The organism is Shewanella psychrophila (genome assembly GCF_002005305.1).
GTDB lineage: Bacteria > Pseudomonadota > Gammaproteobacteria > Enterobacterales > Shewanellaceae > Shewanella > Shewanella psychrophila.
On the sequence record NZ_CP014782.1, the window covers coordinates 518,431 to 541,279 of the forward strand.

At 44.1% G+C, this 22,849-nt stretch carries 21 protein-coding genes and 1 tRNA gene; 16 read left to right on the top strand and 6 right to left on the bottom strand.

Features of this window, described 5'->3' with window-relative positions:
* Positions 1-48: 48 nt before the first annotated feature.
* From sps_RS02415 to sps_RS02430, 4 genes are read left to right on the top strand one after another with little or no spacing between them, the layout of a single operon-like run.
* Entirely contained in the window at positions 49-1,479 is a 1,431-nt protein-coding gene (locus tag sps_RS02415) for a monovalent cation/H+ antiporter subunit D family protein (protein WP_237157977.1), read from the top strand.
* Entirely contained in the window at positions 1,476-2,969 is a 1,494-nt protein-coding gene (locus sps_RS02420; RefSeq protein ID WP_077751017.1) for a monovalent cation/H+ antiporter subunit D family protein, read from the top strand. The genes sps_RS02415 and sps_RS02420 overlap by 4 nt, the downstream gene beginning before the upstream one ends.
* 10 nt (positions 2,970-2,979) lie before the next feature.
* Positions 2,980-3,318 carry a hypothetical protein gene (locus sps_RS02425; RefSeq protein WP_077751018.1) on the top strand — a complete coding sequence of 113 codons (339 nt, stop codon included), beginning with the start codon at positions 2,980-2,982 and terminating at the stop codon, positions 3,316-3,318.
* The gene (locus tag sps_RS02430; RefSeq protein WP_077751019.1) at positions 3,305-5,005 is read left to right on the top strand and encodes a Na(+)/H(+) antiporter subunit D; all 1,701 of its coding nucleotides are present in this window, start codon (positions 3,305-3,307) and stop codon (positions 5,003-5,005) included. The genes sps_RS02425 and sps_RS02430 overlap by 14 nt, the downstream gene beginning before the upstream one ends.
* Positions 5,006-5,393: 388 nt before the next feature.
* On the opposite strand, the gene sps_RS02440 is transcribed toward sps_RS02430, so the two are convergent.
* The 4 genes from sps_RS02440 to purM all read right to left on the bottom strand — a co-directional run bounded on the left by sps_RS02440 (position 5,394) and on the right by purM (position 9,196).
* Positions 5,394-6,206 carry a RecX family transcriptional regulator gene (locus sps_RS02440; protein WP_077751021.1) on the bottom strand — a complete coding sequence of 271 codons (813 nt, stop codon included), beginning with the start codon at positions 6,204-6,206 and terminating at the stop codon, positions 5,394-5,396.
* 124 nt (positions 6,207-6,330) lie between these two features.
* A complete protein-coding gene (locus sps_RS02445) occupies positions 6,331-7,335 on the bottom strand; it encodes a substrate-binding domain-containing protein (RefSeq protein ID WP_077751022.1) in 1,005 nt (334 codons plus the stop codon).
* Positions 7,336-7,514: 179 nt separating this feature from the next.
* Positions 7,515-8,159: a phosphoribosylglycinamide formyltransferase gene (gene purN, locus sps_RS02450; protein WP_077751023.1), complete on the bottom strand. Its 645-nt coding sequence runs from the start codon at positions 8,157-8,159 to the stop codon at positions 7,515-7,517.
* The gene (gene purM / locus sps_RS02455) at positions 8,159-9,196 is read right to left on the bottom strand and encodes a phosphoribosylformylglycinamidine cyclo-ligase (RefSeq protein WP_077751024.1); all 1,038 of its coding nucleotides are present in this window, start codon (positions 9,194-9,196) and stop codon (positions 8,159-8,161) included. Before purM ends, purN begins: the two co-directional genes overlap by 1 nt.
* Positions 9,197-9,408: 212 nt before the next feature.
* Here purM and upp point away from each other — a divergent pair, with 212 nt between their 5' ends.
* A complete protein-coding gene (gene upp, locus sps_RS02460) occupies positions 9,409-10,035 on the top strand; it encodes a uracil phosphoribosyltransferase (protein ID WP_077751025.1) in 627 nt (208 codons plus the stop codon).
* A gap of 177 nt (positions 10,036-10,212) precedes the next feature.
* Here the strand turns inward: upp and sps_RS02465 are convergent, their stop codons facing one another.
* Complete coding sequence (locus sps_RS02465; protein WP_077751026.1) at positions 10,213-11,532, bottom strand: Na+/H+ antiporter family protein; 1,320 nt, start codon at positions 11,530-11,532, stop codon at positions 10,213-10,215.
* Between the two features lie 313 nt (positions 11,533-11,845).
* On the opposite strand from sps_RS02465, the gene sps_RS02470 reads away from it, so the two are divergent.
* A complete protein-coding gene (locus sps_RS02470) occupies positions 11,846-12,451 on the top strand; it encodes a peroxiredoxin C (protein ID WP_077751027.1) in 606 nt (201 codons plus the stop codon).
* A 128-nt stretch (positions 12,452-12,579) separates the two neighbouring features.
* Here sps_RS02470 and rnt read toward each other — a convergent pair whose 3' ends face one another.
* A complete protein-coding gene (gene rnt, locus sps_RS02475; RefSeq protein ID WP_077751028.1) occupies positions 12,580-13,251 on the bottom strand; it encodes a ribonuclease T in 672 nt (223 codons plus the stop codon).
* A 142-nt stretch (positions 13,252-13,393) separates the two neighbouring features.
* Here rnt and sps_RS02480 point away from each other — a divergent pair, with 142 nt between their 5' ends.
* The 10 genes from sps_RS02480 (at position 13,394) to sps_RS02525 (ending at position 22,604) form a co-directional block, all read left to right on the top strand.
* Positions 13,394-14,263, top strand: a complete 870-nt coding sequence (locus tag sps_RS02480) for a flagellar protein MotY (protein WP_077751029.1) — start codon at positions 13,394-13,396, stop codon at positions 14,261-14,263.
* A gap of 626 nt (positions 14,264-14,889) precedes the next feature.
* Entirely contained in the window at positions 14,890-17,040 is a 2,151-nt protein-coding gene (locus sps_RS02485; protein ID WP_077751030.1) for a prolyl oligopeptidase family serine peptidase, read from the top strand.
* Between the two features lie 169 nt (positions 17,041-17,209).
* Positions 17,210-17,608 (top strand): tol-pal system-associated acyl-CoA thioesterase, encoded by a 399-nt coding sequence (gene ybgC / locus sps_RS02490; RefSeq protein WP_077751031.1) that lies wholly within the window; start codon positions 17,210-17,212, stop codon positions 17,606-17,608.
* Positions 17,598-18,287 carry a protein TolQ gene (gene tolQ, locus sps_RS02495; RefSeq protein ID WP_077751032.1) on the top strand — a complete coding sequence of 230 codons (690 nt, stop codon included), beginning with the start codon at positions 17,598-17,600 and terminating at the stop codon, positions 18,285-18,287. Before ybgC ends, tolQ begins: the two co-directional genes overlap by 11 nt.
* Positions 18,287-18,721, top strand: coding sequence for a protein TolR (gene tolR / locus sps_RS02500; protein ID WP_077751033.1), 435 nt, complete (start codon positions 18,287-18,289; stop codon positions 18,719-18,721). Before tolQ ends, tolR begins: the two co-directional genes overlap by 1 nt.
* 3 nt (positions 18,722-18,724) lie before the next feature.
* Entirely contained in the window at positions 18,725-19,684 is a 960-nt protein-coding gene (gene tolA, locus sps_RS02505) for a cell envelope integrity protein TolA (RefSeq protein ID WP_077751034.1), read from the top strand.
* A 10-nt stretch (positions 19,685-19,694) separates the two neighbouring features.
* Entirely contained in the window at positions 19,695-21,023 is a 1,329-nt protein-coding gene (gene tolB / locus sps_RS02510) for a Tol-Pal system beta propeller repeat protein TolB (RefSeq protein WP_077751035.1), read from the top strand.
* 35 nt (positions 21,024-21,058) lie between these two features.
* Positions 21,059-21,595 (top strand): peptidoglycan-associated lipoprotein Pal, encoded by a 537-nt coding sequence (pal, locus tag sps_RS02515; RefSeq protein WP_077751036.1) that lies wholly within the window; start codon positions 21,059-21,061, stop codon positions 21,593-21,595.
* 19 nt (positions 21,596-21,614) lie between these two features.
* A complete protein-coding gene (gene ybgF / locus sps_RS02520; RefSeq protein ID WP_077751037.1) occupies positions 21,615-22,343 on the top strand; it encodes a tol-pal system protein YbgF in 729 nt (242 codons plus the stop codon).
* Between the two features lie 185 nt (positions 22,344-22,528).
* Positions 22,529-22,604, top strand: a tRNA-Lys gene (locus tag sps_RS02525).
* The last annotated feature ends 245 nt before the right edge of the window (positions 22,605-22,849 follow it).

The window sequence follows — 22,849 nt, forward strand, 5'->3', positions numbered from 1 at the left end:
TTGCCGATTTTGCAAGTGATAGTACCGCTCATAGGAGCGCCTGTGTGCGTGTTATTAAGTCGTGCTCGTTTAGTATGGTTATTTGCGTTAATAGTGAGTGGTTTATCTTTTATTGTCAGCGCCTTACTTTTACAGCAAGTGCTGATGTCAGGTACCATTATTTATGAACTGGGAGGCTGGGATGCCCCGTGGGGGATAGAATATCGTATTGACAAGCTAAATGGCTTTTTATTGTTGATCATTTCAGCAATGAGTACGCTAGTTTTATTCGCGGCTCAAACCAGCATTAACAAAGAAATCCCAGCAGAAAAACATACCCACTTCTATATCTTGTACTTATTATCTCTGACTGGCATGCTGGGCGTTGTTGTCACTGGTGATGCGTTTAACGTATTTGTTTTTCTTGAGATATCCTCGCTTTCTTCCTATGCACTGATTGCCCTCGGTAAGGATCGACGCGCACTTTGGGCTGCCTATCAATATTTAATTCTGGGGACGATTGGCGCCACATTTATCCTGATTGGTATAGGTCTTATGTACCAAATGACAGGGACATTAAATATGGCGGACCTTGCTGCTCGTTTGCCTGAAGTCGCTCAAACTAAAACGGTATTAACTGCTTTTGCTTTTGTTATTACCGGCGTTTGTTTGAAACTGGCTTTATTCCCATTGCATCTTTGGCTACCAAACGCTTATACCTATGCACCGTCTATAGTGACGGCTTTCTTAGCCGCTACTGCTACAAAAGTTGCGTTCTATTTATTGATCCGTTTTACCTATTCGGTGTTTGGTGTCTCTTTTTCTTTTACTACGTTACCGCTGCAATTTCTATTTATGACACTGGGGCTGCTGGGGATTTTTGTAGGCTCAATAGCCGCTATTTTTCAGACTAATGTTAAACAAATCTTTGCTTATTCGAGTATTGCTCAAATTGGTTATATGGTAATCGGCTTCAGTATCAGTAGCGTTACAGGTCTAACTGCCGCGTTATTGCATATATTTAATCACGCATTAATGAAAGGTGCGCTTTTTTTAGCCTTAGGCGCAGTGGTGTACCGTATTGGTAGTGTGCAAATTAACCAGTTTCAAGGGCTAGGGCAGCAAATGCCACTCACTATGGCTGCGATACTTGTTGCTGGTTTAAGTTTAATAGGCATGCCGTTGACGGTTGGATTTGTGAGTAAATGGTATTTACTTAGTGCGCTAATAGAAAAAGGGTGGTGGCCAGTTGCTGTGCTTATTTTGATTGGGTCATTGTTGACGCTTGTTTATGTATGGAAAATAATTGAAGCAGCATATTTTAAGCCATCCCTTTCTACAAATAGTACAGTGAATGAAGCGCCTTTGGCTTTTTTGATCCCTATCTGGTTATTAGTCATAGCGAATATCTATTTCGGTATCGATACACGTTTAAGCGTCGAGGTTGCACATTCAGCCTCTGAAAGTCTGCTTCAAGCTCAGGGGCTGGTGATACCATGAGTCTGTCTTTGGAGACGATGCTGCAACTGTGCATTGTATTACCCCTGCTCGCCACAATACCAATAGCCCTAACTGGCCATAAGCCTAACCTGCGTGAGGCAGTTTCTATTGCTATGGGGTTAGTTGTTCTTTATTGCGTCATTAAGTTATATCAGGGCATTATTAAGGGCGAGATAATCAACGTTTTTTGGTGGGAGTTGATGCCTGGTCTAACACTCAGTTTCTCAATAGAACCACTGGGGATATTATTTGCACTGCTCACCAGCTTCCTGTGGATAATTACAACCATTTATTCCATTGGCTATATGCGGGGTCACCATGAGAAAAATCAAACCCGATTCTATAGTTATTTTTCTGTCGCTATTGGGACGGTAATGGGAGTAGCCTTTGCTGCCAACTTATTCACTCTGTTTATTTTCTATGAATTGTTAACTTTATCAACTTATCCATTAGTGTCACATTCGGGGACTGAGAATGCGAAAAAAGCAGGGAGGATCTATTTGGGGCTTTTGTTAAGCACCTCAATAGTCTTTTTTTTATTGGCAATTGTCTGTACCTGGCTGGTGGCTGGAACGCTCGATTTTACTCATGGTGGGGTCTTTGACCCTAGTGTCAATAAGCTGCTAGCGGGTGGGGTGTTAGTGCTATTTATATTTGGAATAGGCAAAGCCGCAATCATGCCTTTTCATCTATGGCTACCAGCAGCTATGGTTGCACCAACACCTGTGAGTGCATTACTTCATGCCGTTGCTGTCGTCAAAGCCGGTGTATTTGCAGTATTGAAAGTCTGTGTGCTCATTTTTGGCTTGGACTTGTTAGCTATTTTGCCCTCAACTCAGTTTCTACTTTACATTGTGGGTGTTACCGTTTTTATCGCCTCTATCATCGCAATGCGTCAAGATAACTTAAAAGCAAGATTGGCATATTCAACGATCAGTCAATTGGGCTATGTCACTATCGGGGCGCTGATAGCGACATCATCAGGGGTGGTTGGTAGTGCCATGCATATTGTTATGCATGCCTTTGGCAAAATCACGCTATTTTTCTGCGCAGGCGCAATACTAGTCACGACACAAAAATCAAATGTCAGTGAAATGCACGGCCTTGGAAAACAGATGCCACTCACTATGGCAGCTTTTTTTATTGCCAGTCTTAGTATCATTGGTGTACCACCTACTGGCGGAAGTTGGAGCAAGTGGTACTTGCTGCTGGGGGCGGTGGAATCTGAGCAGTTTATTTTAATGCTGGTATTGTTGCTGAGCTCTTTGATGAATATCGCCTATCTATTACCTATACCTTTTAACGCTTTTTTCTCTCACTCTTTATCTCATCAGCAGCTTGATTCACGTAACACGTTAAGTACTTTTCAATTAAAAGAAGCGCCGCCAGCTGCACTTATCGCTATAGGTATAACTACAGTTGGTTGTTTATTGTTGTTTATTTATCCGCAACCTATATTCGACTTGGCAAGGTCCATTTTGGAGCCCTAAGGAGTTGCAGGTGGAAAGTAAAAAAAAGCACATCTTTGATGAGGTTAAAAATGTCAAGCGACTATTAAATTGCCTTTATGTTTGTTGTGCGCTGTTGCTGATTTTAGATTTTGTTATTCATCGTCATGTGAGTCATCACTGGGAGCGTCTATGGGCTTTTTATCCTATTTATGGTTTCTTGGGATGCGTAGCTCTGGTATTAGTCGCCAGTTGGATGCGCCGTTTTTTAATGCGTGGGCAAGATTACTATAATGATGAAGGTATTGATTATAAACCAAAAAGTAAGGGAGAGAGGCAAGACTTAAGCCAGCACAGGGCAAAAGAGGAGGGGCATGATGTGGATGCTTGAAATACCTCCATTTGTACCATTTTTTATTAGTGCATTAATTGCATTAGCAACGCGGGGTTTTTTGCGTGCTGTGATAATGACCATTATCCCGGTCATTAGTATGCTGCAACTATGGACAGTGCCTGAAGGTATCCATCTTCAATTTACCTTTCTGAGCTTTGAACTGCTCCCTTATCGAGTGGATAAATTGAGCCTGATGTTTGGTTATATTTTTCATATCGCAGCCTTTATCGCCATTATATATTCTCTGCATGTACGAGACACTAGTCAACAAGTCGCCGCTATGATGTATGCCGGTAGCGGTTTGGGCGCTGTTTTTGCTGGTGACTTGATCACCTTATTTGTTTTTTGGGAGTTGCTAGCCTTTACTTCGGTGTTTCTTATTTTGGCACGTAGAACGCGACGATCTTATGCAGCCGCCATGCGTTATTTAATCATTCAGGTCTTGTCTGGCGTACTTCTGTTAATTGGTGCCGTCTTTTATTTTGCTGACAATGCAACGCTTGAGTTTACTTATCTTGGCTTGGATGGTATTGCTGGCTGGCTAATATTTATCGCCTTTGGGATTAAATGTGCTTTTCCTTTGGCACACAATTGGCTTACCGATGCCTATCCCGAAGCAACAGTGACTGGTACTGTTTTTCTTAGCGCTTTTACCACAAAAGTTGCAGTGTACGCATTGGCTAGAGGCTACCCAGGGACTGAGTTATTGGTCTATATCGGTGCGGTTATGACCTGTTTTCCTATTTTCTTTGCTGTAATTGAAAATGACTTACGCCGAGTATTAGCCTATAGCCTGATCAACCAGTTAGGTTTTATGGTGGTCGGAATTGGTATTGGTACGGCGTTGGCTATCAACGGCGCCGTCTCACATGCATTCAATGATGTTATTTTTAAAGGCCTTTTATTTATGTCTATGGGAGCGGTATTGCATAAGACTGGTCGCATTAATGGCTCAGAGCTAGGTGGGCTTTATAAATCTATGCCCAAAACCACAGTATTATGCATGGTCGGTGCAGCATCTATCTCGGCATTTCCACTTTTTAACGGTTTTGTGAGCAAGTCAATGGTGATGTCAGCAGCCTTAGAAAACGGCTATGATTGGATATGGTTAATACTTTTGTTTGCCTCTGCAGGTGTATTTCACCATGCAGGTATTAAAATCCCCTACTTTGCCTTTTTTGCTCATGACTCTGGCATTCGTACCAGCGACCCTTCCAACAATATGATAATGGCGATGCTGATAGCAGCTGGCTTGTGTATCGCTATAGGTATTTATCCTGCAGCTTTGTATTCACTATTACCATACGAGACTGGCTATAACCCCTACGATGCCACCCATGTACTGGCACAAACTCAATTATTATTTTTTTCTGCATTAGCTTTTGTTTGGCTGAACCTGAGAGGAATTTACCCGCCAGAACGACCCTCTACCAATTTGGATTTCGATTGGGTTTATCGACGGTTTTTCCCGACGATATTGAGATCAATATTTGCAACTATTTGGAAGATGGACAAAAAATTACGTCAGCGAGTTATCAATAAAATAGAGAGTAATTTTGTTTTTATGTCAAAAAAATATAGCCTGTTGACTGATTTACTATTAAGGGGCTATCCGCTGGGGAGTATGGTGTTGTGGTTGGTTGTTGTACTGAGCTGTTATCTATTTTTGAGTGTTATTTACTAATTTTCGGCATTTAGCTAGATTAATTTATCCATATTAAACATTCTCTAACGTAATACAGTAAAGGTTAAGCGGACCTGACATCATATCAATATTTAGTTCAATTTTAGTCTGGTTATTGTTTAGCGCTAAATCATACCCATGCAGATAATCAACCGGTAAATTCAGGGCATTAATTCTAGGAGGCTTAATAACATCATTGAAGCGCTCGCTACACACTTGAGAAGGGCCTAAAGCATCCATAGGAAGCAGGGTTTCAAGCTGGCTAGGCTAGTTATCAACCAACAACCAAGACCCCCATGATTGTCAGTCGAAGCTCCCTTGATGTTTTTTAATATTGAACTGCACTAGTACAAGGAGAAAAGTAGGGTGTATCAGTTATTTTTTTTTTCTAGATGTCATCATCCGGGTTCATTGCTTCTTTTATTTCATCACTGCCGAACCCTTTACGGGATAAATAGGCATAGGCTTTCGACTTTTCTTTATAGTCCGATAAATCATAGCGCTTTTTGGCCAGCTCATTTTTACAGCTTTGATAAAAATCGACATCATCTGTCAGCGTTAATTGATACAAGGTATCTTCAAAGTTGGTTACATCAATCAGTCGCTGTTTTAGCTCCTGCAGGATAAGGGTTTCACCTTTCCCTTTGTTAAAAAGTTTAATTATTTCAGTTTGTAAGTCGATTTTGTCTGCTTTTACGGCTAGTTTACTGCGCAGTGTTTCACGTTCTGGATGTTGTGATAATGCGTGATCAATTTCTACTCGAGAAAACCCTTTGGTGGTCATCTGGGCATAGACTTTTTCTTTGTTGGTACCATAAAAGTTATCAAACTTGTTTAGCAGTCTAGATGTAGCCATAGCAAAGGCATCAACTTTTTGCTCGTCCATCACTTGCTCTATAGCCGCATCAATCTCTGTAACAGGGACGCCGCGTAGTCGTAATTTACGTTTTATTGCACCTGTACCGAGCTCATTACTAAAGGCCACCTCGCAATAGCGTACAGCAAAGTCATAGTCATTTTTTAAGTAACCGTTCTCTATTAGTTTGGCTAGTACGGTCTCAATCCAATCTTGGTTTTCGGTTTTACGCTCAAGCTTGGTGCGAATTTCATTAATGGTAAAATCCTGCTGACCTAGGTGCCAATAAGCGCTATTAAAAACGTTGTCGATGGTTTTGGCTTGACGTAGTGGAGGACGCTGCATAACAAATTGATCTTAAATTAAAAAGTAACCAAGGGAGTGTAGCAGATCTCCGCGTTGTTGAGTACGCGCCTTTCTGGTGAGATATTCAGTGTAGATGCAGCTGGATATCTCATTAGCTATAGCATTACAGGCTTGAGCCCGCAGAAATGCTATAGCCTAAGTCGAACACCTTCTGTTCACTTCGGTCATCGGCCAAAGCATTGATAATCAGCTCGGCACTTTTCCTGCCAATTTCATAGCGAGGGGAGTCGATGCTGGTTAGCGCTGGGCTCATCACAGTCCCTATGTCTAAGGCATTATTGCCTACTAGGCTTAACTGCTTGGGCACCTGGATGCCTTTTTGCTGCGCGGCGATCATGATGCCGACGGCAATATCATCATTGGTGCAAAAGGCCCCGTCGAGGTTTGTGTATTGTTTGAGTGCTTGTTCGAGCAGACTTGCACCAATTGAAAAGCTTGAGTGCTCCTCTGTCAGTACATAAATGGGTTTATGTCCCTGAGCTTCTACGGCTTGAGTGTAACCTTGCATTCTGAGTTTAGTGCGACTGTCTAAACGCGCACCGAAGTAGGCTATCTGTTTCTTGCCAGAGTTGAGCATCTGGGTGACAACTTTATACGCAGCTGCCTGATGATCTAAGCCTACGGCCATATCTATGGGCGTTTGAGGTAGCTCCATGGCTTCAACAACTGGTATGCCAGCTGTACGTATCATCTGTAAGGTGCGCTTTGTGTGTGAAGTTTCCGTGAGTATGAGCCCATCAACCTGATAAGAGAGCAGGGAGGCGACCTTATTTTCTTCTTCTATTTCACTGTAGCCAAAGTGGGCGATGAGCGTTTCATAGCCATGAGCTTTAGTGACCTCTTCTATTCCCTGAGTAAAGCGCGCGAAAACTTGATTTGATAGTGAAGGCAGTAAAATGCCTATGGCCTTGCTAGATGATTTGGACAACATGGCAGGAGCGCGGTTTTGAATATAGCCTGTGGCTTCTATCTCCTTGGCAATCTTGGCTCGGGTATTTTTTGCAACAGAATTAGGGTCGCGCAGGTAGCGTGAAACCGTCATCTTAGTGATGCCGATTTTGTCGGCAATATTCTGAAGGGTTGGCCTGGTTTTTTGTGCTGCGCTCATACATGTTCTCACTATAATGTTACAGGTAACATTAACATCAATATATACATGAATCTAATGGTAATGATGAGTTTATGGAGGAGAATCGGTCGACTTATCTAGTACCTTGTCGACGCAATAAAAAAGGCGCTGAATCAAATTCAACGCCTTTATATTATCGATTTGTCTGTGGAAGCTTATTAGTCCGCAGCGTAGCCCATGTTTTCGAGTGCTTTACTGTCGAGAAATGCCTGACCATCTTTCATCTCGAGTCGATTCTGGCTAAACCATTTAACGACCATAGGATAGATAGCATGCTCTTGCTGATGAACTTTCTCAGCTAAGGTATCGGCGGTATCTTCATCATAGACAGGCACCTTAGCCTGCAAAATGACAGGACCCGAGTCTAGCTCCGGCGTCACAAAGTGTACGCTGGCGCCATGTTCGGTGTCTTTAGCATCGATAGCACGCTGGTGGGTATTAAGCCCTGTGTACTTAGGCAGAAGAGAAGGGTGAATATTGATCATTCGTCCTTCGAAACCTTGTACAAATTCATCGCTTAATATCCGCATAAAGCCGGCTAAGACAATCAGATTTGGCTGATATCTGTCTATGGCAAGCTTTAATCGAGCGTCATATTCAGATCTTGCTTCATCCTTTCGAACAATCACACAGCTAGTATCAATCTCGCTCTGGTGAGCACGGATAAGACCGTAAGCATCGGGCTTGTTACTGATAACACCGACGATTTCAGCTTCGAGGTGATCATCACAATCATCGATGATCGCCTGCAAGTTGCTACCATTACCTGAGATTAATACTAAAACGCGACAGCTTGAGGACATTACAGGATCTCCACTTGCTCTTCGTCACCACTGCGCTTAGCTATGTCACCGATTAGCCAAGCTTGCTCGCCTTCAGCATTTAGAAGCTCAAGTGCTGCTTCAACTTTTTCAGATGGCAGTGCGACAACCATACCCACCCCACAGTTGAAGGTACGATACATCTCGAATTCAGAAATGTTACCGTTTTCCATCATCCAGTTGAAGATGCTTGGCCACTGCCATGAATCACCTTTAACAACGGCTTTACAGTCATCAGGAAGGACGCGTGGGATGTTTTCCCAGAATCCACCGCCTGTGATGTGTGCCATAGCGTGTACATCGGTTTGTTCGAGTAACTTAAGCAGTGATTTCACGTAGATTTTTGTCGGCTCAAGCAGGTGGTCTATCAGTGGCTTGCCTTCAAGATCATCTTGAGGGTTAGCCTTGCTGACTTCGAGTACCTTACGGATTAATGAAAAACCGTTTGAGTGAGGACCGCTTGAGGCTAGGGCGATGAGTGAGTCACCGGCAACGACTTTAGTGCCGTCGATGATGTCTGCTTTTTCTACAACACCGACACAGAAGCCGGCTAGATCATAATCATCACCTTCATACATGCCTGGCATCTCGGCTGTTTCACCACCGATAAGTGCACAGCCTGACTGTACACAGCCTTCGGCAATGCCTTTTACGACTGCAGTGGCAGCATCAACGTCTAGCTTGCCCGTTGCATAGTAATCGAGGAAGAAAAGTGGCTCGGCGCCTGAAACGATTAAATCGTTAGAGCACATGGCGACAAGGTCGATACCGACAGTGTCGTGCTTCTTAAAGTCGATTGCCAATCTTAACTTGGTGCCAACACCATCGGTACCAGAAACAAGCACTGGGTGTTTGTACTTAGTCGGAAGCTCACAAAGAGCGCCGAATCCACCTAAGTTGCCCATAACTTCTGGACGGTGGGTACGTTTCACGGCAGTTTTAATATTATCGACTAGTGCATTTCCGGCGTCGATATCGACACCTGCATCTTTATAGCTAAGCTGTGTAGGAGTGCTCACGAAGATCCTCTCGGGTACAGAATGATTATTGGATTTTATGCGGCGCTATTCTACCAGTTTGTGACAGGCCTCGAAAGCGAAGATTTCGCTATTTACAGCGGACATAGCTCACGATTTATCGTGTTTTTAAAACTTTATGTTTTCCATTGCGGACAAATAAACTAAAATCTCGTTAATTTGCTTGTCACGATGCTAAAAATCAGGAGAAAAAAATGAAAGTTGTCGAGGTTAAACACCCATTAGTACGTCATAAAATAGGCTTAATGCGCGAAGGTGATATTAGCACTAAGCGTTTCCGTGAGTTAGCTGCGGAAGTGGGTAGCCTGCTGACCTACGAAGCGACTGCTGATTTTGATACCGAAACTGTCACCATTGAAGGTTGGAATGGTCCGGTTCAAGTGGAACAGATTAAAGGCAAGAAGGTCACAGTTGTGCCGATTCTTCGTGCAGGCCTTGGTATGATGGACGGTGTACTTGAAAATATTCCGAGTGCACGCATCTCAGTTGTTGGTATGTACCGCGATGAAGAGACGCTTCAGCCTGTACCTTACTTTGAAAAGCTTGCCAGCGACATGCCTTCTCGTATCGCATTGGTTGTAGACCCTATGCTGGCGACAGGTGGTTCAATGATATCAACTATCGATCTGTTAAAAGACCGTGGTTGTACTGCGATTAAAGCCTTGGTTTTAGTTGCAGCGCCTGAAGGGGTTGCAGCATTAGAGAAGGCTCACCCAGACGTTGAGCTTTACACGGCCTCTATCGATGATTGCCTGAACGAGCAGGGATACATTCTGCCAGGTCTTGGTGATGCTGGTGATAAGATATTCGGCACTAAGTAGTCTCAATAAAGGCAGTCATAAACACTGCGATATAAACTTAAATTAAGCTAATCGCTAGCTTATGTTGTTGGTTTATAATTGAAAAAAGGAGCCGAGTGGCTCCTTTTTGTTTTTCATCTTGCTCGAATCTCGAATCTCGAATCTCGAATCTCGAATCTCGAATCTCGAAACTTTGTGCTACAGCACCATAGCCGCTATCCAGCCAAACACTAATAATGGAATGTTGTAGTGAATAAAGGTTGGGATAACACTGTCTTTAATGTGATCGTGCTGTCCATCGGCGTTCAGACCTGCAGTGGGGCCTAATGTGGAGTCAGAGGCTGGCGAGCCTGCATCCCCGAGCGCCGCAGCAGTACCTACGAGCGCAATCGTGGCGGTGACTGAGAACCCAAAACTCATGGCCAGTGGCACATAGATAGTGGCGATAATCGGGATAGTAGAGAAAGATGAGCCAATACCCATGGTAATGAGTAAGCCCACGAGTAACATCAAGAAGGCGGCGAGGGCTTTATTGTCACCTATGATAGTGCTCAGAGATTCGACTAAACTGCTCACATCACCAGTCTCTTTGACTACTGCAGCAAATCCGGCTGCAGAGATCATGATAAAGCCAATGTTGGCCATCATGCGCACGCCTTGGTTAAAGATATCCTGATCGGCAACATGCTTAAGTGCGCCAGAGAAGCTGAAGATAATAAAACCTATCAAGGCGCCGAAAATCATTGAGCCTGTAATTAACTGCACCGCGAGCGTCGATGCGACAGCTACAGCTGCGATGGCAATATTACGACCGCTTACAGTCTCTTCGGGCTCGGCGGCTAGAATCTTCTCTTCTTTATATTCACGGGGCTTTCTGTAGCTGATAAATACCGCCACTAATAAACCCGTTATCATGCCCATTGCAGGGATCATCATGGCTGTGGGTATCTGCTCTCGTACGGCATTGAGGTTATTGCTGTTGAGGTTGGCCAGTAATATGTCATTTAAGAAGATACCACCGAAGCCAACGGGCAATATCATGTAGGTAGTCACTAAGCCAAAGGTGAGTACACAGGCCACCAAACGTCTGTCCAATTTTAGCTTAGACATGACATGTAATAGTGGTGGAATAAGAATGGGGATAAAGGCAATGTGGATTGGCAGCAGGTTCTGAGAAGAAACCGCCATAGCCAGAATAGCCAGCAATAGGATCCAACGAACGCGATTCATATTCGCGCCGTTCTGCTCTTTGCCGAGTAAGGCGATCACCTTTCTGGAAATGAGCGTGGTTAAGCCCGAATGTGACAGAGCGACGGCAAAAGCGCCAAGCAATGCGTAACTTAACGCAATCTGTGCGCCACCACCTAGGCCAGTGTTAAAAGCATCTACCGATTGTTGAAGACTCATCCCCCCAACCAGACCTGCGACTAGTGCACTTACCGTGAGTGCGATTACAACATTTACCCGAGCTAAACTGAGTCCTAGCATAAGGCAAACTGCGATGACGACTGCGTTCATATCAATAGATTCTTTCTTATCTTTAGTTGGGCAGACATTCTTGCCTAGCTAGGCTTGCCTTGTCCAGTAGACAGAGGATATATCTGTTAAAACTGGGCACTTGTTAACTTAGCGTGGATATAAATGGTGGTTTTTTGTAAATAACCTCAGTGTCCATAAGTCTATTGCGATGCCTTAATATACGAAGAGATGAAGATTCAATTAATAAAGGTGATATTCGTCGCAAAAAGCTTGTATGCAAGAAAACACTGCCTATAATGCCATAAGATTTAAAACGAAAAACGTTTTTTCAATCCATAGATGGAGATATAAAATGAGCGTATTAGTAGGCCGTCCGGCACCTGATTTTACTGCAGCAGCTGTACTTGGTAACGGCGAAATCGTAGATAGCTTTAACCTAGCTGAAGCGATTAAAGGCAAGCCAACGGTAGTGTTCTTCTACCCACTTGATTTCACTTTTGTTTGCCCATCTGAGCTGATCGCTTTCGATCACCGCATTGAAGAATTCAAGAAGCGTGGCGTAGAAGTGATTGGTGTTTCAATCGATTCACAGTTCACTCACAACGCATGGCGTAACACTCCAGTCGCTGAAGGCGGCATAGGCCCAGTTCAGTACACTCTAGTTGCTGACGTTAAGCATGAGATCTGTAAAGCATACGACGTTGAGCATCCAGAAGCTGGTGTTGCTTTCCGTGGTTCTTTCCTAATCGACAAAGAAGGCATGGTTCGTCATCAAGTGGTTAACGATCTTCCACTAGGTCGTAACGTCGACGAAATGCTACGTATGATCGATGCACTTCAGTTCCACGAAGAGCACGGTGATGTTTGTCCTGCTGGTTGGGAAAAAGGCGACAAAGGTATGGACGCAAGCCCAGAAGGCGTTGCTTCTTACCTAACTGATAATGCTGATTCTCTATAATCTTAATCGATTATCGGTAGTCTAAAGCATAAAAAAACCGCGTTTATCGCGGTTTTTTTGTGCCTGATGTCAGGGGCGCAGACATAAAAAAACGGCCATGAGGCCGTTTTGTCGTTAAGCTTTGGTATCTAGTTTGTCTCTTCAGCTGCTGCATCAAGGTCATGATTAACCGCTAATGGCCATCCACCTAGTGCTTTCCACTTATTGACGATATGACAGAATAACTCGGCGGTACGTTCAGTATCGTAAAGCGCCGAGTGAGCTTCGCTATTATCGAAGTCTATGCCTGCAATTGAACAAGCTTTGGCGAGTACAGTATGGCCCAGTGCTAAACCAGAAAGTGCGGCAGTATCGAACGTGGCGAAAGGATGGAAAGGCGTACGTTTTAGCGCACAGCGTTCAATCGCCTTGGAAACAAAGCCATGATCGAAGGCTGCATTGTGGGCGACTATGATACTTCTGTGACAGCCTGCGGATTTCTGAGCCTTTTTTACTTCTTTAAAAATCTCGAGGAAGGCTTCCTTTTCGCTAACCGCACCACGAAGTGGGTTGGTCGGATCTATGCCATTGAAGGCGAGGGCGTCAGGTTCCAGATTAGCCCCTTCGAAAGGTTCTATGTGGTAATGAAGAGTGTTGTCTAAACTGAGTACACCTTCATCATCCATTTTCAGCATGGTGACGGCAATTTCAAGCAACGCATCGGTTTGGGAATTGAAGCCGGCAGTCTCGACGTCGATGACTACAGGGAAATAGCCCCTAAAACGGTGATTTAATTTATTGGCGTCGCAAATTTCGCTCATTGAAAGTGTCCAAATAGTTATCAGGCCGCTATTATGAGGGAAGCGCTTAATGCTGTCATGTCTGAATGGCTACTTTATAAGCTAAAGGTCTGTAAAAGTGTGCCGATAGCATTAAGTAATAGAATTAATATGAGTATCGAGTATGTGGCTTAGAGTATTGCTTGCGTCAACATTATGCGTGCCTTTTTTTGCGACAGCAGAATTGCGCCATTATGTTGCCTCTCTCGATCAGTCTCAGTGGAAGCTGAGTGGCAATACGCCGATCATATGTCGTCTCGAACATGATATTCCCGCTTATGGTAAAGCGGTATTTACCAGCACAGCAGGTAAAAACCATAACTTGACCTTCACTTTAGATATGTGGGTTAAGCCGGATCAAGTTACTCAAGCTACCTTGATGAGTATGGCACCGGCTTGGAGACCGGGGATCATGTCTAAAGAGATCACCGAACTGACCTATCAGAAATATTTCAGTGGTGAAGTGCCACGCAATGCTGCCTGGTCAATGCTTGCCGAGCTTGAACGCGGCATGGAGCCTACTTTTTACTATGCAGATTGGTATAACCAATCTAATAAGGTTGCCGTTGGCCTCTCTGCGGTAAATTTTAATCGTAATTATAGAGATTTTAAGGCTTGTCTTGCAGGATTGTTGCCTTATAGTTTCGACGATATTGCTTTTACTGTATTGACCTATGAGTTTGGTGGTTCAGAGCTAACTCGCTTCTCCAAAGCACAAATTGCCAAAGTGCAAGAGTATCTTGCCTATGATTCTGAAGTAGAGCTGGTATTGATCGATGCTTATACAGATAGTTATGGTGGTCGCTCAAGTAATCAAAAAGTCTCAGAGCAGCGCGCAGATTCTGTGAAGAATTTCTTCTTATCGGCGGGTATCAATCAAGACCGTATCTACACCGTTGGCCATGGGGAGCGTCGTCACGTTGCCTCGAATGCAACCATAGATGAACGAGGCAGAAACAGACGAGTTGTCATTAGGATTAGTAAACCAATGTAGTGAATGTGTAATAGATGAAAAGAAAGGATTCTGCATACCGTTTATCTGTTAGCGATTAGGCCCAGCTTTTGAGCTGGGCTTTTTATTACCGAAATTTTGATAAGTGGGGAACTAAAGAATTCTGGGCAAAAAAAAGCCCGCTTAATAACTTAAGCGGGCTGCAAATAATATATTGCAATCAACAAATTGAAGGAAGGAAGTCAAGCATAAGAACCAGGGATGAATTCACGTGTCAGACACGGGAATTAAGAGTTCTTGTTTTCATATCTGTGAAACAGATACTTCCTGAAAACGAGATTAGTATAGGCTCAGACACTTGAACTAACAAACTAGAAAAAATACTAATTTTCATTAGAATTTATAATGTGGCTTAGTGTGATCTAGATCCATAAATGCAGTGATTAAGCTGATTTCCGCTTGGTTAAGCAAATTAACTGCATAATTCGACGGTTACTTAACTAATCCATGTTACAGGGTTATTAATATGACTAGCCCTTCAATCATTATCCATTAAATAATCTTTCGTTGCCTCGCAAATAATTACTTGTATAGTGGCTTTCAATGCTGGGCTTAGGCTCAGGGAAAAGATAATAAGAAACACCATCAATATTAGCAGGACAGCAAATATGATATTTAAAAACAAATTGAAAAAGCAGCACCTATTAATAGCGAGTTTAGCCTTGGCGCTTATGGGGTGTCAGGCTACTCCGCAAGAATCCGAGAAAAAAGCTTCATCCGCAGCAATTGCTGGAGATACCATAGAAACCATTCATGGTGTTCAAGTTGCAGACCCTTATCGTTTTCTTGAACAAGATACAGAGCAAACCCAAGCTTGGGTGAAAACCCAGCAAGCGGAGGGTAAAGCATACCTGTCAGGCATAGACAACAAGCAAGCCGTGGTCGACCGTATTACCGAGCTGTGGAATTATGAAAAAGTCTCCGCGCCTTTCGAGCACGGTAACAACACCTTCTTTTATAGGAACGATGGTCTTCAGGCACAATCTGTGCTTTATGTGAAAGGTGCCAATGAAGATGAGAAAGTGGTATTGGATCCAAACACGCTATCGAGTGATGGTACAGTGGCTCTGTCTGGAGTCTCGGTCAGTGGTGATGGAAAGACGTTAGCTTATGGTGTGTCTAAGTCGGGTTCGGATTGGCAACAGTGGCAATTTGTCGATGTCAAAACTGGGACTAAACTCGGTGACGAGCTTAAATGGATTAAATTTTCAAAAGCCGTGTGGAACAAAGATAATAGCGGTGTGTATTATGCGCGTTATGATGCGCCAGCTGGTGGCAACTTGCTGGCCGATGTTAACTTCAATCAGAAGGTTTATTTTCATAAACTAGGAACAGAGCAGGTGAGCGATACGCTTGTTTATGAGCGTCCGCAAAATAAAGACTGGGGTTTCGGTATTGAAGTCTCGGAAGCTGGTGACTATTTACTACTTTCTATCTCTCAAGGAACAGATACCCGTAATCGCTTCTTCTATAAGTCTCTTGAGAAGCCTTCAGAAGTGGTGGAGTTGATCACAGATCTTGAAGCCGAATACAGCTTCTTGGGCAATGATAAATCGGTATTCTATTTTAAGACAGATCTCGATGCACCGAACGGTAAAGTGATTGCCATCGATGTTAATCGTAGTGACAAAGCTAACTGGCAGACTGTTATTGCCGAGTCGAGTGATCCAATCAGCAATATCGCGATTATTAACGATCACTTGGTAGTGAGTTACTTGCATGATGTGCTCGGTAAACTATCCATTTTCAGCATGAATGGGTTAAAGCGCCAAGACGTTAATCTTCCTGGTAAAGGTAAGGTGGCAGGCCCCTACGGTAAGCGCAGTAAAGACTACTTTTATTATGTTTTTAATAGCTACGTGCAACCTAAGACTACCTACAGGTTTGATTTTAAGACGGGAAAATCATCTCTTTACGCGGAGCCAAAGGTGTCATTCAGTCCAGATGACTATACTTCGGAGCAAGTCTTTTACACCAGTAAAGATGGTACTCGTGTACCTATGATGATTTCATACAAGAAAGGCATGCAGAAAAATGGTGCAAACCCGACATTGCTCTATGCCTATGGTGGCTTCGCTATTTCGCTGACGCCAAGATTCAGTCCGGCTAATATAGCTTGGATGGATATGGGCGGGATCTATGCGGTACCCAACTTAAGGGGGGGCGCCGAGTATGGTGAGAGTTGGCATCAGGCAGGCATGCTAGATAAAAAGCAAAACGTGTTTGATGATTACTATGCGGCGGCTGAGTATTTAATCGATGAGAACTACACCAATAAAACTAAGCTTGGAGCCTATGGCCGTAGTAACGGTGGCTTGTTGATGGGAGCAGCACTGACTCAGCGTCCTGAGTTGTTTGCCGCCGTGTTGCCCGCAGTCGGAGTACTCGACATGCTCAGGTTCCACAAGTTTACTATAGGTTGGGCTTGGACCAGTGAATATGGCAGCGCCGATGTTGCTGAGCAATTTCCAGCTTTGCTGGCTTACTCTCCATACCATAATGTGAGTGAGCGTAGTTATCCAGCGACTATGGTGATGACAGCCGATCATGACGACAGAGTGGTTCCGCTGCATAGCTTTAAGTTTGGTGCCATGATGCAGGCCAAACAGCAGGGAGATGCGCCTATCATCATGCGTATCGAGTCGAAGGCGGGTCATGGTGCTGGTAAGCCAACATCGATGAAGATCGATGAATTTGCAGATATTTATAGCTTTCTATTTGAAAGTTTCGGTTTAAAAATACCGACAAAAGTTAATTGATAATCACGTAATCGTGAAATGATGAAGAAAAGAGGAGCCTGGCTCCTCTTTTTTATTAACAATTTTTTATGATTATCACCTGCTTCTGAGCATAGCAAGCATTCACAATTGCATTGGGTCTAGGTATAGTAGGCCTCTATTTTTCTTTCATGATTGGCGCGTAGAATTCATGTTTCGTTGGCCTATTTCTGTCTATTACGAAGATACCGATGCCAGTGGCGTTGTTTATCATTCAAATTATCTTAATTTTTTTGAGCGAGCTCGTACCGAATGGTTAAAGGCCATAGGGGTCAAGCAGACTGCTCTACTGGCCGATGATCTCGCCTTTGTAGTGAAAAAGGCCGAACTAAATTTTTGCCGTGCAGCTCGATTTGAGCAGAACCTTATCGTCGAAACGGTTGTCATAGACTTGAAGAAAGCATCCTTGATGTTTGAACAAAAGTTAATTGACGAGCAGGGTGTAATATATTGTGAGGCTAAAGTCTTAGTCGCCTGTATCTCTCTATCGCGCATGCGACCTCGTGCCATCCCACAAAATATAGTTCAGGAGTTTAAAGTTGGAAGCTGAAATTTCATTTATAGGGTTATTTTTACAAGCCAGTTTATTAGTTAAATTTGTGATGCTCACCTTGCTGAGTCTGTCTGTGATCTCTTGGGCAGTTATCATTCAACGTCGTCGTTTATTGAATGCTGCAAAGCAAAATGCACTCAAGTTTGAGGATAAATTTTGGTCTGGAGTCGATCTCAATAAACTCTACAAAGAGTTATCGTCCAGACAAGATAGCAATACTGGATTAGAAACTTTGTTTCATACCGGTTTTAAAGAATATGCCAGATTAAGCAAGCTTAATAGCAAGGTTCCAGGGGCGGTGATGGACGGTAGTTATCGCGCCATGCGTGTATCCTTGTCTCGCGAGATGGAAAAGCTGGAAACCAACTTACCTCTGTTAGCCACAATCGGCTCTACCAGTCCGTATATCGGTCTATTCGGCACGGTTTGGGGGATCATGAATTCTTTTATCGCCTTAGGTGCGGTGGAAAATGCCACTCTAGCCATGGTGGCTCCAGGTATTGCCGAAGCCTTGATTGCGACGGCAATGGGTCTGTTTGCCGCTATTCCGGCCGTTATTGCCTATAACCGCTTCACGACTCAGGTGGACAGCGTTGAGATGTCCTATGCGAACTTCATGGAGGAGTTTTCCAGCATTTTGCATCGTCAAGCATACAGTGACAGGGATGAAAGCTAATGCACCAGGGCTATCAGCGTAAACGCAGGCGCCCCGTTGCCGAGATAAATGTGGTGCCTTATATCGATGTGATGTTGGTATTACTTATTATCTTCATGGTGACGGCGCCAATAGTTACCCAAGGCGTAAAAGTGGATCTTCCTCAAGCAACATCCGAGTCGCTTCCTGCCGACAGTAAGCCGCCGATCGTCGCCTCTATCGATGCCGATGGGGATTACTTTTTGGATGTGGGCAGTTCAAGTTCTAAGGAAACATTAGATCTTGAAGAGGTCGCGATTCGTGTGGGCGCCATTATTCAATTGGAACCCGAGCGCCCTGTAGTGGTAAAAGCCGATAGAAGCATCGCCTATGAGAAAGTGATCCAGCTAATGGTGAGCTTACAAGGTGCAGGCGTTCCTTCGGTTGGTTTGATGACAGATTCACCTGGAGAGTAGTCGGTGGCAGCTAAATCAGATTTTACGTTACCTTTAATCATTTCAGCTGGTATTCATATTGGCGTGTTAGTAATCCTCATCATGGGCGTGGATGTCTCTGAGAAGCCGAAACCTCAGCCTCAAATGAGTGCCCCGGCGATGAAGGCTGTGGTGGTCGATCAGAAATTGGTGGCTCAGCATGTCGAGAAATTAAAGGCTGAGAAAAGAGAGACAGCTCGTAAAGAGAAGGCTCGCCAGGATGAATTGGAACGCCAAGCGACTGAGGCTCGTCAACAAAGAGAGCGCGAACAAGCTCAAATTAAGACTTTAGAACGTGAGCGTAAACAGAAAGAGGTAGAGACTAAGAATGCACTGGCAGCGGCAAAAGCGGCTCAGTTAAAGCAGAAACAAGAGAATGAGAAGGCGCAGCAGGCCGAAGCTGAACGTAAGCAGAAAGACAAAGAACGTAAGGCTTCTGAAGAAGCGGCAAAGAAGGCAGAGGCTAAACGTAAACAGGAAGAGGCTGTAGCTAAGAAAGCCGCCGATGAGCGTAAACGTAAGGCGGAGGCTGAACGAAAGCGTAAAGAGGAAGCCGATCGTAAACGTAAGGCGGAGGAGAGAGAGCGCCAACTGCAAGAGCAGATGATGCAAGATGCCTTGGCTGCTGAACAGACCGCACTGTCTCAAACTCGTAACAGGCAGGTGATGAGTGAAGTGCAGCGCTATACCAGCATGATTAGGGCGACCATTCAGCGGAATTTAGTGGTTGATGAGTCGATGCGCGGAAAGAGTTGTAGGGTCTTTATTCGCCTTGCTAATGATGGTTTTGTTACAGGAACTAAGATACTGTCCGGGGATTCTGTAGTATGCCGTGCGACAAAGGCTGCGATTAATAAGGCTGGGCGCCTGCCTGTATCGAGTGAACCAGACGTATATAACAAGCTCAAAGAAATTAATTTAACTGTTCAACCGGAATTCAATTAATAGGGGTCCTATGAAGACTTTGGGGAAATGGCTCTTTTTAAGCCTGATTATTTTAAGCTCACCAGCGAGAGCCGCGTTAGATATCGTTATTACCGAAGGCGTGGATGCTGCACGTCCCATCGCCGTAGTCCCGTTTGTTTGGCAAGGGACCGGGGTCGCGCCTGAGCAAATCTCCGATGTTGTCATGTCGGACCTTATACGTAGTGGCACGTTTAATCCACTCGATGAATTAGGTCTTCCTCAGCGCAACATTAGTAATGTGTCTCAGTTTGTTGCTAAAGATTGGTCAAGCATCGGCGCCGAAGCGGTGGTGATGGGCTCAGTTAAGCCCTATGGTAATGATCAATATCTGGTTACTTTCGATTTAGTTGACCTGGTTAAGGCCCAAATGCAACAAAGTTCCAGTCCACAGTCTAGCAATGATTATCTTATCGATAGTCGTGAGACGGTTATCTCTGCCGCACAATTTAGACAGTATGGTCACAGGATCAGTGATTTGGTTTATGAGAAGTTGACTGGCATTCGTGGCGCATTCTTAACTCGTCTTGCTTATGTGGTTGTGAAGCATGGTGAGAAGTCTCCCTACCAATTAATGATCTCTGATTATGATGGTCATAATGAGCAGATGTTATTACGTTCACCTGAGCCTTTGATGTCACCTTCTTGGTCTCCCGATGGTCGTAAGTTGGCTTATGTAAGCTTCGAAAATAAAAAAGCCGAAATATTTATTCAGGACATCTATACTCAGTCTCGTAGTAAGGTCACCAGCTTCAATGGTATTAATGGTGCTCCGGTCTTCTCTCCAGATGGAAAGAAGTTGGCATTAACTTTATCTAAAGATGGTCAGCCTGAAATCTATGTGGTCGATATTGCGACCAAAGCACTCAAACGCGTCACCAACCATTATGCAATCGATACCGAAGCCTCATGGTTCCCAGATGGAAAGTCTTTAATCTTCACTTCTGAACGAGGTGGTCGCCCTCAAATCTATAAGGTGACATTAGCCACGGGCAAGGTGCAGCGCCTGACCTATGAAGGGGAGTGGAACTTAGGTGGTTCTATTGCTCCTGACGGTCGCAGTATGATATTCGTAAACCGTACTAACGGTAAGTATAATATCGCAAGAATGGATCTCGAAACGCGTTTTATGCAAGTACTCACGTCAACGCGTCTCGATGAGTCACCAAGTGTAGCGCCGAATGGCACTATGGTGATATATGGAACAACACATCAAGGTAAGCAGGTTTTAGGGGCAGTCTCTACGGACGGACGATTCAAAGCAAGATTGCCTGCAGGTCAAGGGGAGGTTAAGTCTCCTTCATGGTCACCTTTTCTCTAACAATTTTAACTATAAAAAATATTAAGGATTTTAAAATGGATCTCAATAAGCTGTTTAAAGCTATGTTGGTTGCACTTCCGATTATGGCACTCAGTGCTTGTAGCTCTACTTCTGAGTCTGAAACTGATGCAACTAGTTCAACATCAGGTTCAGGTAGTGAGTTAGCTACTGGTGGTGTTGAAACCGGAGGCGTAGCGCCAATTTTGACTCCTGAAGAGCAACAACGTTTAAAGTATCAGGAGCTACGTAAAGAACACATAATCTATTTTGATTTTGACCGCAGCGCAGTATCGGCTCAGTTCGCTGAAGTACTTCAAGCCCATGGTAATTATTTAGTAGAGCATCCAAACGTACGCTTGATGATCGAAGGACATGCCGATGAGCGTGGTACTCCTGAATATAATATCGCGTTAGGAGAGAGACGTGCGAAGGCCGTTGCAAAATACCTACAAGGCATGGGCGTACTGCCAAGCCAAATGAGTATTGTCAGCTATGGTGAAGAGAAGCCATTAGATATGTCTCGTACAGATGATGGTTTCGCGATTAATCGCCGAGCTGTTTTAGTTTACTAATGGTTTGGTAGGTTTATCTATGAAAAGAGCCGTATTAACGACGGCAATTCTTCTTAGTATAGGTGCGGCGTCTGCTGCACCTGCACCGGTGGCAGATGCTACCGGTAGTTCTACTGAAGAAAGAGTTGCACGTATAGAAAGGATCCTTCAAGCAAAGCAACAGTCAGAGTTCCAGACTCAGCAACGCTTGGAAACGCTACAGCAGGAAGTGCTCGACCTACGTGGCTTAAATGAGCAGCAAGGTTATCAAATTGAGCAGATGCTTCAGCGTCAGCGCCAACTCTACGAAGATATCGCAAATCTATCGGCCAAGTCCGCTCAAATGCCTGTTGTCACAGCACCACAGGCTAGCTCAAGTTCTTCCTCTTCTACTTTAGGGGAAACAGCGAGTTATGAGCATGCCGTTAATCTGGTGCTTAAGCAGAGAAAGTATGACGAGGCGATCCCTGCTTTCAGGGGATTCATAAAGCAGTACCCTGATTCTACTTATGCAGCTAACGCGAACTATTGGCTGGGACAACTCTTATATAACAAGAGTGATTTTGAACCTGCTAAGCAGGCGTTTGATACTGTAGTCAATCGCTTTAAAGACTCAAATAAGCGTGCTGATAGTTTAGTTAAGCTTGGAATGATAGCTGAAAAGGGTGGGAAGGCGTCTTCTGCGAAAGCTTACTACCAGCAAGTTATTAAAGAGTACGCAAATAGCGCCGCAGCTCGCTTGGCACAGCAGCAATTGTCTGCTCTTTAATCCCTATTTATTCAAAAAACAGACTCTTAGACTGTTTTTCATGCAAACAGCAAAAAATGTAAGAAATGCACTTGCAAGAGAAGATGAAAAAGGTATTATAGGCGCCCTCAGAGCGGCAGAGTCGCTTGAGGGTCTTGAGTTAAACAGTTTTCGAATCGTTTGACAAGAGATTTTGCTACTAAGATGGGCCGTTAGCTCAGTTGGTAGAGCAGTTGGCTTTTAACCAATTGGTCGAAGGTTCGAATCCTTCACGGCCCACCATTCTCCTGGTGGAGAAGGTAGAGATAGGTTTGCTCAGTCGATGCTTTTAAGTAAGAGCCGTTGGCTTTACTTATTATTGTAATGGAGTAGACCACATTGGTCGAAGGTTTAAATTCTTCACGGACCGTCACTTCTTGAAAGTGTATGCCTTAAGTTAATCCTTGAGCTGTTAAATTCAAAACCACTCTAACTGAAAGTGGACTTGTTCATTGCGATGAAGAAGCAAATTCAGAGTGCAATATCAG

What these genes read in the sequence shown, in the direction of transcription:
- sps_RS02420 (WP_077751017.1), top strand. Translation starts at nt 1,476, where the DNA reads ATGAGTCTGTCTTTGGAGACGATGCTGCAACTGTGCATTGTATTACCC.
- sps_RS02430 (WP_077751019.1), top strand. Translation starts at nt 3,305, where the DNA reads ATGTGGATGCTTGAAATACCTCCATTTGTACCATTTTTTATTAGTGCA.
- sps_RS02440 (WP_077751021.1), bottom strand. Translation starts at nt 6,206, where the DNA reads ATGCAGCGTCCTCCACTACGTCAAGCCAAAACCATCGACAACGTTTTT.
- sps_RS02445 (WP_077751022.1), bottom strand. Translation starts at nt 7,335, where the DNA reads ATGAGCGCAGCACAAAAAACCAGGCCAACCCTTCAGAATATTGCCGAC.
- purN (WP_077751023.1), bottom strand. Translation starts at nt 8,159, where the DNA reads ATGTCCTCAAGCTGTCGCGTTTTAGTATTAATCTCAGGTAATGGTAGC.
- upp (WP_077751025.1), top strand. Translation starts at nt 9,409, where the DNA reads ATGAAAGTTGTCGAGGTTAAACACCCATTAGTACGTCATAAAATAGGC.
- sps_RS02465 (WP_077751026.1), bottom strand. Translation starts at nt 11,532, where the DNA reads ATGAACGCAGTCGTCATCGCAGTTTGCCTTATGCTAGGACTCAGTTTA.
- sps_RS02470 (WP_077751027.1), top strand. Translation starts at nt 11,846, where the DNA reads ATGAGCGTATTAGTAGGCCGTCCGGCACCTGATTTTACTGCAGCAGCT.
- rnt (WP_077751028.1), bottom strand. Translation starts at nt 13,251, where the DNA reads ATGAGCGAAATTTGCGACGCCAATAAATTAAATCACCGTTTTAGGGGC.
- sps_RS02480 (WP_077751029.1), top strand. Translation starts at nt 13,394, where the DNA reads ATGTGGCTTAGAGTATTGCTTGCGTCAACATTATGCGTGCCTTTTTTT.
- sps_RS02485 (WP_077751030.1), top strand. Translation starts at nt 14,890, where the DNA reads ATGATATTTAAAAACAAATTGAAAAAGCAGCACCTATTAATAGCGAGT.
- ybgC (WP_077751031.1), top strand. Translation starts at nt 17,210, where the DNA reads ATGTTTCGTTGGCCTATTTCTGTCTATTACGAAGATACCGATGCCAGT.
- tolR (WP_077751033.1), top strand. Translation starts at nt 18,287, where the DNA reads ATGCACCAGGGCTATCAGCGTAAACGCAGGCGCCCCGTTGCCGAGATA.
- tolB (WP_077751035.1), top strand. Translation starts at nt 19,695, where the DNA reads ATGAAGACTTTGGGGAAATGGCTCTTTTTAAGCCTGATTATTTTAAGC.
- pal (WP_077751036.1), top strand. Translation starts at nt 21,059, where the DNA reads ATGGATCTCAATAAGCTGTTTAAAGCTATGTTGGTTGCACTTCCGATT.
- ybgF (WP_077751037.1), top strand. Translation starts at nt 21,615, where the DNA reads ATGAAAAGAGCCGTATTAACGACGGCAATTCTTCTTAGTATAGGTGCG.